Source organism: Desulfonatronum parangueonense (genome assembly GCF_054656975.1).
The window spans coordinates 3892469-3904802 of record NZ_BAAHXH010000003.1; the positions used below are offsets into that span (position 1 = coordinate 3892469).

The 12334-nt window shown below is 58.0% G+C and carries 9 protein-coding genes; 8 read left to right on the forward strand and 1 reads right to left on the reverse strand.

What is annotated here, in order from left to right:
• Positions 1 to 21 precede the first annotated feature (21 nt).
• Positions 22 to 2589: a PEP/pyruvate-binding domain-containing protein gene (locus ACYQ15_RS17475; protein WP_459938778.1), complete on the reverse strand. Its 2568-nt coding sequence runs from the start codon at positions 2587 to 2589 to the stop codon at positions 22 to 24.
• Between the two features lie 363 nt (positions 2590 to 2952).
• On the opposite strand from ACYQ15_RS17475, the gene ACYQ15_RS17480 reads away from it, so the two are divergent.
• The 8 genes from ACYQ15_RS17480 to ACYQ15_RS17515 all read left to right on the forward strand — a co-directional run bounded on the left by ACYQ15_RS17480 (position 2953) and on the right by ACYQ15_RS17515 (position 11919).
• On the forward strand, positions 2953 to 3930 hold the full coding sequence (locus ACYQ15_RS17480; RefSeq protein WP_459938779.1) for an aspartate carbamoyltransferase catalytic subunit: 978 nt from the start codon (positions 2953 to 2955) through the stop codon (positions 3928 to 3930).
• Position 3931: 1 nt separating this feature from the next.
• Positions 3932 to 5212: a dihydroorotase gene (locus ACYQ15_RS17485; RefSeq protein ID WP_459938780.1), complete on the forward strand. Its 1281-nt coding sequence runs from the start codon at positions 3932 to 3934 to the stop codon at positions 5210 to 5212.
• 14 nt (positions 5213 to 5226) lie between these two features.
• Positions 5227 to 6558: an HD domain-containing protein gene (locus tag ACYQ15_RS17490; RefSeq protein WP_459938781.1), complete on the forward strand. Its 1332-nt coding sequence runs from the start codon at positions 5227 to 5229 to the stop codon at positions 6556 to 6558.
• Between the two features lie 30 nt (positions 6559 to 6588).
• Positions 6589 to 7641: a dual-specificity RNA methyltransferase RlmN gene (rlmN, locus tag ACYQ15_RS17495; protein ID WP_459938782.1), complete on the forward strand. Its 1053-nt coding sequence runs from the start codon at positions 6589 to 6591 to the stop codon at positions 7639 to 7641.
• A gap of 278 nt (positions 7642 to 7919) precedes the next feature.
• Positions 7920 to 8291 carry a phosphoribosyl-AMP cyclohydrolase gene (hisI, locus tag ACYQ15_RS17500; RefSeq protein WP_459938783.1) on the forward strand — a complete coding sequence of 124 codons (372 nt, stop codon included), beginning with the start codon at positions 7920 to 7922 and terminating at the stop codon, positions 8289 to 8291.
• Positions 8292 to 9176: an ATP phosphoribosyltransferase gene (hisG, locus tag ACYQ15_RS17505; protein ID WP_459938784.1), complete on the forward strand. Its 885-nt coding sequence runs from the start codon at positions 8292 to 8294 to the stop codon at positions 9174 to 9176.
• Positions 9177 to 9274: 98 nt separating this feature from the next.
• Positions 9275 to 10582: an SPOR domain-containing protein gene (locus ACYQ15_RS17510; RefSeq protein ID WP_459938785.1), complete on the forward strand. Its 1308-nt coding sequence runs from the start codon at positions 9275 to 9277 to the stop codon at positions 10580 to 10582.
• A 170-nt stretch (positions 10583 to 10752) separates the two neighbouring features.
• Positions 10753 to 11919 carry a B12-binding domain-containing radical SAM protein gene (locus ACYQ15_RS17515; RefSeq protein ID WP_459938786.1) on the forward strand — a complete coding sequence of 389 codons (1167 nt, stop codon included), beginning with the start codon at positions 10753 to 10755 and terminating at the stop codon, positions 11917 to 11919.
• Positions 11920 to 12334: the final 415 nt, after the last annotated feature.

Genomic DNA, 12334 nt, shown 5'->3' on the forward strand with positions numbered 1-12334 from the left:
CGGCAATCCAAGGACCGGCCGTCACTGCTCAAAAGTATAATTGCCCTTGAAAAACTGCTCAACATACCAGGGGATCTGGGCTTCGTCGGTGAGCACCATGTCCAGCAGGCGGACTGATCCCAGCAGTCGGCCGATGAATTGAAGCTTTTCTACCATCCTTGGACAGTCGTATTTTTTGATCTCGCCGCGAACCATGTCTCCCTTGTGCTCGACCCGCAGTCCCAAGCGTTTCAGGATTGTGGAGATCATCAGAGCCCGCCGGGTGCGGCGGGAGATGTCCGCGGCCCCGCCCTTGAACTGGAACGCGATGTAGTTGTCGTTCACATGTTCGCCGCAATAGGCGTCGATGGTCACGAAATGGTAGCCCAGACGGGCACTATAGTTCAGGTAGTCATCTGAAATGATGGCGTAATTTGGTCCGCCCCTGGAAGTGTCGCGAGCCGGATCATTGGGAATTGTTACACGGCTGCTTGCGGAGGAACCGGTTGGTTCCACATCGATCCGCCTTTCCCAGCGAACCCCGGGATGGGTCATGCCTTTGAGCAGCGCTGCAAACGGTTTGGAGGCAATTCCCTCCTGGTCCGTGACGGCCTCTTTGGGTTGGTGCCTGAAACCACCTCCAAGATCCAGGATAAAGGTATTCAACGGCAATGTGGTTTGCAGCCTGACTGCCAGGCACGCGTCTTCCTGAATATCCTCGCCGATGCAAAACATCTCGGACATGGCCTTTTCATGGGCGAACCGCACAATGTCATGCAGGGTCAGGCATCCTTCCGGGGTGAAGTCGTCTCGCTTGGGGTCGATCAGGTTCAGCGGGACGACTTTCTGCAGCGTCTCCTTGACAAGTCGAAACAGGGGACTCCCCTTCATCAGGTTCACCCGCGGCTTGGTCCGAATCACGGCCATGACTCTCCCTGAATAGACGGCCCTGCGCGTGGCGTCCAACGTGATCTCTTCGCCGTGGGGCAGCACGCTGGTGGCATTATCCGTGCCCACCAGGGTCGGTATGCCGAATTCCCGGGCCACGGAAGCCATATGACCGGCCACGCTGCCGACATCTGTGATGATTCCGTGAACCTTGCTCATCAGGGAAACATACATCGGGGATGTTTGCGTGGTGACGAGAATGGCTCCTTGCGGCACGGCCGAGAGGTTGTGCTCGCTCTTCAGGACAAAGGCCAAGCCGCTTGCCGTTCCGGTGGAGGCGGTGGAGCCGCCCTGCAAGAGCAGTTCATGGCCGGCGTAGCCTTCTTCACCGGAATCAGGAACAGAGTGTTCTTCCTCGGACAGGTGCAGATTCAGGGGGCGGGCCTGGAGGATGAAGATTTTCCCTGCCTGATCCATGGCCCATTCGATGTCCAAGGGGAGCTTGTAATGTTTTTCCAGAAGAATGCCGTATTCGGCAAGCTTGGCAACGGCATCCTCGCCCAGGCAGGGCTGATACTGAAGGTGAAGATCGACCGGAACCTCATGGAGTCCTCCGGCGGGATTCATCACGATGCGTTTCGTCTTGCGCACGGTGACGGTTTCGATGTCTCCAGGTGACGTTACCTGCCACATATCCGTGGGCATGGAACCGTCCACGACGCTCACTCCGAGGCCCCATGCCGCACTGATGATCAGCTTGCGCTCTCCTGGCTTGTTGGGATCCTGGGTGTACATAACCCCGCTGGCCCGGGCGTCGACCATATTCAGACAGAGCACGCACATCTGCATGTCCTGGTCGCGATACCCCACGCTGCGACGGTAGAAAACAGCCCGGGGGGTGTACATGCTGGCCACGACTTCCTTGTAGGCGTCGAGGATGGTGTCGGCGGTCACATTCAACACCGTGGAGTGCTGCCCGGCAAAAGAAGATTCCGAATCTTCCCCCGTGGCGCTGCTGCGGACGGCCATTCGGGTTTCCGGTCCAAGCTCGGAAGCCATCTCCCTGGCTTCGTAGTAGATGCGGGATTCCAGATCCTCGGGCAGAGCCGCGTTCAAAATCGTGTTCTGAATCCTGTGACAGGCGGCTTCCAGATGGTCGGTGTCCTGGATGTCCACTCCCTTGAGCTCACTCCGGATGACGTCGTAAAGATTCGATGAGCGCAGAAAGTGATGACAGGCATAGGCCGTAACCACGAACCCCCGGGGAGTCGGCAGGCCGGCCCGGTTGGAAACCTCGCCCAGATTGGCGGCCTTGCCCCCGACCCGGCTCTGGTTCTCATGGCTCAAGCCGACCAGGGGCAGTACAAGACAGGATCGCTCCAACTTGCGCTGCCTGGACAGGCCGCGCAACACCTGGATGCCGATCTTTTCCGATGAGCTGAACAGGCCGGGATATTTGCCCTGGGAGAGAGCATTGAGGTCTTCAGCCAGTTCATATACCACGCCCACCAGTTCCTCGCACTGGCAAAGGACTTCGTCGAAGGTAAACGGCTGAGGAACGAACAGCAGATTTTCCAAATTGTTGATCAGCTGCAAAGCCTTGTTGTTGTGGCTGAGGAGCTGCTTGAAAAAATGATACTTATGTTGGAAAAGCGACTCGTTGGGCGCGGTGATCGTGGGGATGTTGTTTTTTTCAAACAGTTGGTCGAGATAACGATACATTGTGCTGTAACCTGGATGGGTTGGAAGGGAGAATCGGAATAAGAGCGAGAGCGTCAACATCCGTAAACATGAGTCCGACAGCATAACCTCAGACTGATCTTTTCAAAATACCCCTGAAAAAAGGGAATGACAACAACCAGGCGACGTGGGAAAGGCAAGTGGCCAATTGTTCCCGGCAAGCGTGATCAGGAGTCCGTCGCAGGGTGCGAATTTGCTGAATGGATACGGCTGAATAAATATTACTGGAATACGGCGGCGTTTTCGGCTAAGACTGACTCGCACCTTGACGAATGCTCCGGCACCCATGTCGTCCTTAAGATTTCAACTTTCAAACCATCAACAATTTCATCATACGGTATTCCTATGCTTTGGCCCCACAAGGATCTGCTCTGCATATCGCAACTGTCCAAGGCGGAAATTCTGCATGTTTTCGAGATGGCTCGCCGGTTTGCCGAGATCAATTCCCGACCGGTTAAAAAAGTGCCGACGCTGAAAGGCAAGAGCGTGATCCTTTTTTTTGTCGAGCCAAGCACGCGCACCAAGACATCCTTCGACATCGCCGGAAAACGCCTTTCCGCGGACACCTATTCACTGGCTGCTTCTTCCAGCAGTTTGAAAAAAGGGGAGAATCTCAAGGACTCGGCTCTGACGTTGGAGGCCATGCACCCGGATGCGCTGGTGTTGCGCCACCATCAAAGCGGGGCTTCCGAGTTTCTGGCCAAGCGCCTTTCCTGTTCGGTGATCAACGCGGGGGACGGCTGGCATGCGCATCCCACCCAGGCCCTTCTGGACGGATTTGCCCTGAGCGAGGTCTGGGGAGACGAGATGGCCGGGAAAACAGTCCTCATTGTGGGCGATATCGCCCATAGCCGGGTGGCCCGCTCCGACGTGCTGTTGTTCAACGCGCTGGGCGTCAATGTCCGGATCTGCGCGCCGCGCACTCTGCTTCCGGCTGCCGTACGGGGGTGGCCCGTGGAAATTTTTTCGGATCTCTCCACAGCCTGCCGAGGCGTGGACGCCGTGATCTGCCTGCGTCTGCAGTTGGAGCGGCAAAAGGCCGGCCTGCTGCCGGATCTGCGCGAATATGCCCGCACGTTCGGACTGGGTGCGCGGCATTTGCAACAGGCCAACCCCGGGGTTCTGATCATGCATCCCGGTCCCATGAATCGAGGCCTGGAAATCGAAGCCGCTCTGGCGGACGCAGAAAACAGCCTGATTCTGGATCAGGTTTCGGCCGGCGTTGCCACGCGCATGGCCCTGCTGTTCCTTTTTCTGACCCGCAAGGACCAATATTCCAGGGACGAGCAACAACCCCAACCCCCTCGGCTTCAGGAGGCCTAGCATGCCCGGACCGGATCTTGTCGTACGCAACGTTCTTTTTCGGGATGAACTGGTCAGCCTCTGGATCAGTGAGGGCAAGGTGCAGCGAATCGCCTTGTCCGGCGAGCCGTCTTCCGGCGGCGTGGAGCTGGATGGGAGCGGGACGCTGCTGCTTCCGGGGTTGATCGACGCCCACGTGCATCTGCGTGAGCCGGGATACGAATACAAGGAAGACATCGCCTCCGGTCTGGCGGCCGCGGCCCGGGGAGGATTCAGCGCCGTATTGGCCATGGCCAATACCAGCCCGGTTAACGACACGGCTGCGGTGACCGACTTCATGCGTAACAAGGCCGTCTTGACACATCCCCACGGACCCCGGTTGCACCCAGTCGGCGCCTTGACCAAATCTCTTGCGGGTCTGGAACTGGCGCCCCTGGCTGAACTGGCCGAAGCAGGCTGCGTTGCGTTTTCCAATGACGGCATGCCCGTCGCCAACCCGGACATCTTTCGCCGGGCCGTGGAATATGCTTCCGACCTGGGCCTGGTCGTGATCGATCATTGCGAGGACCCGGCCCTGGCCGAGGGCGCATCCATGAACGAAGGCCGGATCAGCGGCCTGCTCGGACTCAAGGGCCAGCCTGTGGTCGCGGAAAGCCTGCAGGTGGCCAGGGACATCCTGCTGGCGGAATACCTGGATCTTCCGATTCATCTGGCGCACATCAGCTGCCGCCAGTCCGTGGAATTGATTGCCTGGGCCAAGAGTCGGGGCGTCCGGGTAACCGCGGAGACTTGTCCCCATTATCTGCTTTGGACCGAGGAAATGATGCAGGGGTACAACACCCTGGCCAAGGTCAACCCGCCGCTGCGCACCAGCGACGATGTCCAGTCCCTGCGCCAGGCAGTGCGGGAAGGAGTGATCGACATTCTGGTCACGGATCATGCCCCCCATGCCGACCATGAGAAGGAGACGCCCCTGGACGAGGCCCCCAACGGCATCAGCGGCCTGGATACGGCGCTGTCCCTGTGCTGGACCCTGGTCCGCGACGGGGTGCTTTCCGTTCAGGATCTGTGCCGGCTCTGGTCTTATCGGCCCGCGGAAATCTTCTCTTTGCCCGCAAACCGTTTTTCTCCGGGAGACCCGGCGGACTTCATTCTGTTCAATCCGGATCAGAAGTGGACCGTGAGCGCCCAAAGCCTGTATTCCCGGGGCAAGAACACTCCCTGCCTGGGCCAGGTCCTGCCTGGGCGCGTCCGTGCGCATTGCATCTCCGGAAACATTCTCTTTCACGACGCTCTCGAATAAATACAGGAGTATTCATGTCTCAACCTTTGAAAGATGCCGTAAGCATCTGCAAGGCCATCATGCGCAACGGGTTTGACGCGTATGTGATCAATGCCCGCTTGCAGGAAAAAATTTTGCAAGGAAACGGCGAACGTGAAGTGGATATCTGCTCCGAGGCTGATTTCGAGGATCTGAGCAAGATATTCCCTCTTTTCGAACCGGCCACCACGGCGGAGTATACCGGCACGCTGAAGGAAGGCGACGTCCTGATCCGGGTCTATCCCGCGGACTCCGAGGACGGCTCACATCCCGAGGAGGGAGTGGCCAAGTTCACCCCGGGGATGATCAAGGCCCTGGAAAAGACCGAAGGCGGCCTTCCGCTGCAGTTGGCCTGCCCGTACATGCCCAAAGCCAAGGAACTGTATGACGGCTTCGCGGATGTCGGCAGTGGCGAAATCCGTTTTCAGGGCATTCCGGATGAAACCCTGAAGCAGAACTATCTGCGCGGCGTGCGTGCGTTGCGGTTCGCGGCCAATTTTCAGCTGCCCGTGGAGCCCAATTCCTGGATGGCCATTGTGCGGGCGGCCCGGCGTGTCCTGGACTATGTTTCGGTTTCGGACATCATGGATGAATGGCGCAAGGTGGAAGCGGAAAACATGTGGCATTTCGTGAAGCTGCTTCATGAAAGCACCATCCTGGACGGCCTGATCCCTGAAATCGCCGCATTGAGCCGGGTCAAGCAGGTCAAGAATCCGGACGAAGGCGAGGAGATCGTCCTGGATCACACCCTGGAGTTGATGCGCCGCTATCCTGAGGAACTGCCCTATGACTGGTACGGGACCCTGGCCTGTCTGTTCCATGATGTGGGCAAGCTGTTTACCGCGGAGTATGTGGGCAACCAGTGGACTTTCTATCAGCATCACCGGGTGGGCGCCAAGGTGACCCGAAAGATTCTCGGACGACTGCGTTTCTCCCCGGAGGAAATCGACAAGGTCTGCCATCTGGTGCGCCATCACATGCGCTTTCATTTCATGCTCACGGACCGCGGCATCCGCCGGTTCACCGCGCTGCACGATTATCCACGCCTGATTGAAATCGCCCGGGCGGACATCAAGGCCCGCAACGGTGCCTACAAGGAATTCAACCACAACATGAAGATGCTGGAGCGGGCGGCGATTCCGGAAGAAGCCCTGGAGCCCCTGCTCAACGGTCATGAAATCATGGACTTTGCCGAAATCAATCCCGGTCCGGCGGTGGGTCTGATCCGTGAAGCCCTGCTCCAGGCTCAGATTGCCGGGGACGTGACATCGGTGCCTGAGGCCGTGGAGTTTGTCCGCAACTACCGGTCCAAGGAAAAGTTGCAATGACGGTTGCCCCCAACCTTGCCGCAAGCTCTCTTGAAACCTGATCTTCTCGATTTTACCCTCCCTGAACTGGAAAGGTTCTGCGCCGAGATGGGGGAAGCACCCTTCCGGGCGCAGCAGATCTGGCAGTGGCTGTGGCAGAAGCGGGTGCGTGATTTCGCCTTGATGTCCAACGTGTCCAAGGATCTGCGTTCGCGTCTTGCCGAAGACGCGGTGATCGTCTGGCCGGATGTGGATCAGGTTCAGCACAGCCGGGACGGCACGACCAAATTTCTGCTGACTTTGCGGGACGGCCAGCGCATTGAAACCGTCCTCATTCCGGAAAAGACCCACTACACGCTTTGCCTCTCCTCCCAGGTGGGGTGCAGTTTGGGGTGCACGTTCTGCGCCACGGGACGGATGGGTTTGCTTCGCAACCTGACCATGGGCGAGATTTTGGCTCAGGTGCTGGTGGCTCAGGAACATGTGGCAGGCCTGGACACGGAACTGTCGCTACGAAATCTCGTGTTCATGGGCATGGGCGAGCCTTTGCTGAACCGGGTGAATTTGCGCCGTGCCCTGGAGTCGCTGCATCATCCCCTTGGCCTGGACTTCTCCAAGCGCCGGATCACCGTGTCCACTGTCGGTCTTCCGGGCGGTCTGCGCGAACTCGGCTCCTGGGGGCTGGCCTCCCTGGCCGTGTCCCTGCACGCCCCGACCCAGGAACTGCGCTCCCGGATCATGCCCAAGGCCGCCCGCTTTCCCCTGGATGATCTGATCTCCGAGCTTTCGTACTATCCACTGCAGCCACGACAAAAGATCACCATCGAGTACGTGCTGCTGGGTGAGGTGAACGACAGCCTGGGCCACGCCCGTGATCTGGTTCGCCTGCTGAACAAGGTCAAGGCGAAGATCAACCTGATCGCCTTTCATCCCGGGCCGGGCTTGCCGTACACGGCCCCGGACCCGAACCGAGTGCTGGATTTCGAGAATTTTCTGAAATCCAAGGGGCTGCCGGCAACCTTGCGCAAAAGCAAAGGGCAAGATATTTCTGCCGCCTGTGGCCAGTTGCGAGCGGAATGCACAAGCATTGACGCAAGTCAGTGATGCAAGTTTGTGATGCAAGTCAGTGATGTAACCGCTTGTACATTGCGTGCTTCTCGGACAACATGCTGCAAATGTAACTACTCAGCAGAGCCAAAAAAATGATCTGGATATCGGCCTTCGCCGGTATGACTAACGTGGAAAGGCTTTGCTCCGATTCGTCATTCCGGCGAAAGCCGGAATCCTGTGCTGAAGAATGGTTATGCAGCGTATGTGCTGAATAAATTACCTTCAAATCATCCCTTTGGCAGTACGTCAATCATCCCCAACGGAGTTATAGTGTGAAACCTGATTTTGAAAAGTGCGGCGGGTTGGTGCCTGTCGTGGTCCAGGACGTTGCCAGCCTGGAAGTATTGATGCTGGCCTATATGAACAAGGAGGCCTGGGAACGGACCCTGGCCACGGGGGATGCGCATTTTTACAGCCGTTCCCGGAATAAGCTGTGGCACAAGGGCGGTACGTCCGGCCATGTGCAGAAGGTTCGTTCGGTCCGCCTGGACTGTGATGCGGACACGGTTTTGCTGCTTGTGGAACAGATCGGTGGAGCAGCCTGCCACGAGGGGTACCGGACATGTTTTTTCCGGTCCATGGACGAGGGCGAGTGGAAAATCTGCGCGCCGATTATTTTTGATCCCAAGGAGGTTTATAAATAGATGCCGACACCAGACAACCAGCTCAAGCTGGGCATCCCCAAAGGTTCACTGCAGGATGCCACCATCAACCTCTTCGCCCGTTCCGGGTGGAAGATTCACCTGCATTCCCGCAATTACTTTCCGGAGATCAATGACCCGGCCATCAATTGCAGCATTTGCCGGGCCCAGGAAATGGCCCGTTACGTGGAAGCCGGCACGCTGGACGCCGGATTGACCGGCAAGGACTGGGTCATGGAGTACGAGTCCGATGTGCATGTGGTTTCGGACCTGGTCTATTCAAAGGTCAGTTCCCGTCCGGCGCGCTGGATTCTGGCCGTGGCCGGCGATTCGCCCTATCGTCGTCCGGAAGATTTGGCCGGCAAAAAGATTTCCACGGAACTGGTTAACTTCACCAGGAGATATTTTCAGAACGCGGGCATTCCGGTGGATGTAGAATTTTCCTGGGGCGCCACAGAGGCCAAGGTCGTCGAAGGCCTGGCTGACGCCATTGTCGAAGTCACCGAGACCGGCTCGACCATCAAGGCCCATGGCCTGCGCATCATTGCCGAAATGATGCAGACCAACACCCAGCTGATCGCGAACAAGACGGCCTGGGCCAACCCGGTCAAGCGGGCCAAGATCGAACAGATCGACATGCTGCTCAAGGGGGCGCTCAGAGCCGAGAAACTGGTGGGCCTAAAAATGAACGTTCCCCAGAGCAAGGTGGAACAGGTCATGTCCGTTCTGCCCAGCCTGACGTCTCCGACCGTGGCCCATCTCCTGAACAGCGACTGGCTTTCCGTGGAAATCGTGGTCGAGGAGAGTGTGGTCCGGGACCTGATTCCGGATCTGGTCGGCCTGGGTGCCGAGGGCATCATCGAATACTCCCTGAACAAGGTCATCTGAGGTCGGCTATACGACAGTTTGCACGTTTTCTTGCAGGGACTCGCCTTGTCCGGTTCTTTTGCATCCTCAAGGCCTCTTCCGCCGGATGTCCTGGCGAGATGAGCCAAAGCGGATCCGCTCATGGTCCGCGGCCGGCGGATCATTGCGTTGCCCTGACTTCATCACATCCGGCAATGACGCGGAACCGGTCGCGGTCCATCTGGATTGTGGCCGTCACTCTGGTGTTTCTTGTTTGGCTGCAACTGCTCGGTTGCGCCGGGAGTAGTCCGCGGGGAAGCAATGGAGTTGAGCATATCAACCCGCGGGAAGTGATGATCCGTTTGGATTTGGCCGAAGCGTATCTGCGCAATGCGGAGCCAAGACTGAGCCTGCAGGAATTGACAAGAATCCGGGCCGCGGCCGGGGCCATGCCGCGATACCACTTCGTGCTGGGCTATACGTATTTCCTGCTTGGCCACAGGGAGGATGCCGTGACGGCATACCAAACGGCCGTCGCTCTTGATCCCGACCACGCCGAAGCCTGGAACAACCTGGGTCTGGCGTATCTTGCCGTCGACAACTTCAAGGACGCCGAAGCGGCATTCACCCGAGCCCTGAGCGTTCCCACCTACCACACCCCCGAAATTGCCGCATTGAACCTGGCGCTGCTGTCCATGGAACAAAATGATCCGATCAAGGCCAGGCGGTATGTCGATCTGACCCTGGAACTGAACTGGCGGTTCGGGAGAGCTTACCTTCTGGCAGCGGAACTTGAAGCCGGCCAGGGGGATCTCGACAAGGCCGTCGAGATCCTGGAACGCGGGGTTGCAGCGGATTTGAACAATACCCGCCTGATGCTCACCCTGGCCGAATATCTCCTCCTTGTCGGCAAGACCAGAGACGCTCGGCTTTGGCTGGAACGGGTTCTGGTCGCCGTGCCCCAGGACAGTCCGGAAGCGGCCATGGTCTCTGAGTATCTGCGCTCGCTGGATCGGGGAGTGGGGGCGGCCGGAAGCGACGTAACCATGCCAGCTCTTGTCGGGGGGGCTGCCCGCGATTCAGAAGTTTTTGCAGTATTTCGTTCCGCGGTGCCGTCCGCCCCTGGACCAGGAAGCGGTGATGCGCATGCCGGGACAAAAGAAGTTCAGGATGTTGATCAGTCCGCCACTTATATCGCCCAGATCGGAGCGTTTATGGATCAGGGCAAGGCCAAGGTCCTGCGTGAGCGTTATGCCGTCAAGGGCTATCCAGCCGGCATAGCGGAAATTCTGCATCTGGGATCTACGTGGTTTGTTGTTTTCATTGATTCGGCCGCGGACAAGGAACAGGCTCAGCTCCGTGCCGATCAATTTCAGAAACAGGAAAATATCCCGGCCGTGGTGACCAGGATCGGCATGGGCCGCTATCTGGAGCGCGACACCCCCTGAGCTTCCCAATTTCCACACTCGAAAACCTTCCTGATCAACCGTACTTTCTGGGAATCAATCCCTGGATTTACGACTTTGCCGCCCATAACCTCTGGTCACGCCCCGTTGGTCTGCTGGCCTGCCTGGAAATGCTGCGTTTATCCGGTGCCAGGGTCGGGTTGCTGGATTGCATGAATCCCTGGGACCCTGACGGATTCCGGCCCAAACCCGGCCGATTCGGAACAGGCCGCTATCCAAAGGTTCCGTTACCCAAACCCGCCATACTTCGGAACATACCCCGCAACTGGGGGCGATATGGGCTGCCTGTGGAAACCGTGCGGTCACTGCTTGCCCGGTCGAGGCGTCCGGATGGAATCCTCATCTCCACGGTCATGACCTACTGGTATCCGGGCATCACGACCATGGTTCATTTGCTGCGCCAATTCTGGCCCAAGGTTCCGATCATCCTTGGCGGCGTTTATGCAACCCTTTGTCCGGATCATGCCCGGCGCTGTGAGGTGGACCTCGTGCTTCAGGGGCCTTTGGAAGAACCTCGGAACTGGATGCGGTTCTGGGGGCTTTGGGGATTGAGTGCGCCGCCTCTTCCTGAAGGTTCCGGGCTGCACCTGGCCCTGGATCTGTATGATCAACCGGATTTTTCCGTGCTGCTCGGTTCGCGAGGCTGCCCGTTTCGCTGCTCCTATTGCGCATCAGGGCTGCTCTTTCCCGGGTTCCGGCGCCGGTCCCCGGAAAGTCTGTTCTCGGCCCTGGAGCAGGATTTCCAGCGAGGAGTCCGGGATTTCGCCTTTCAGGACGACGCCCTTCTCGTGGATGCCCAATCCTGGCTGATTCCCTTGCTGAACATGATCGCCGGACTGAAGAGTCCCGTACGCCTGCACACGCCAAATGCCGTACATATTCGGTATCTGAATCGGTCGCTTTGTTCCATGATGCGCAAGGCAGGATTTGTGACCATCCGTCTGGGACTGGAAACGTCCTCATTTGCGCATCGCAATGATGAGAAACTCCTTGCCGACCACTGGGAGCAGGGGGTGCGGGCCTTGGTTGAGGCCGGATTTCAGGCTGATCAGGTTGGAGCCTACATCCTGTGCGGTTTACCCGGGCAGGATTTCGATGAGGTGGCCGCAAGCGGGCGATTTGTCCGGTCCTTCGGACTGCGGCCCCATCTGGCGTACTATTCCCCCATTCCCGGAACGCAACTCTTCCAGCAGGCGTGCGCAATCTCTAAACTGCCGCTGGCAGAAGAACCCCTTTTCCAGAATCCTTCCCTCTGGCCGTGCGTACCCGGCGGTTTCTCGCAAGAGCGGCAACGCGCCCTGCAGCGAATTCTTGAATAATTCTCGCAATGGATCATTGGTTTGGTCACTCACCTGCACTGGCTTCCGGCTTTCGCCGGAAGGACTTGTCGTAGCAAGCCGTTTCCACATCAATCATACCGGCCAACGCCGGGGGCAAGGTGTTTTCGTGTGGTTCAATCATCCGAAGTTGTTGAGCAGTGCTGAATAGAGTAATTGCTCAAAAAAATCGGGCGATTAAGTTTCCTATCCAAGGGTGCCCATCAACACGGAGTTTCATGAGCAAGCTACGGGGGCCATGCTTCAGCCGGAACTTTGCCCTGAGTGCGTTACACCGTTGCCGCACTGGGGTGCGGCGTTCCCAGGATTTATCCCGTTGATTGCCACAAGTTTTTGAGCAGTTGCTGAATAAATACCTAAGTACATCAAATAATTAAAAATTATTTGCTCGATGACG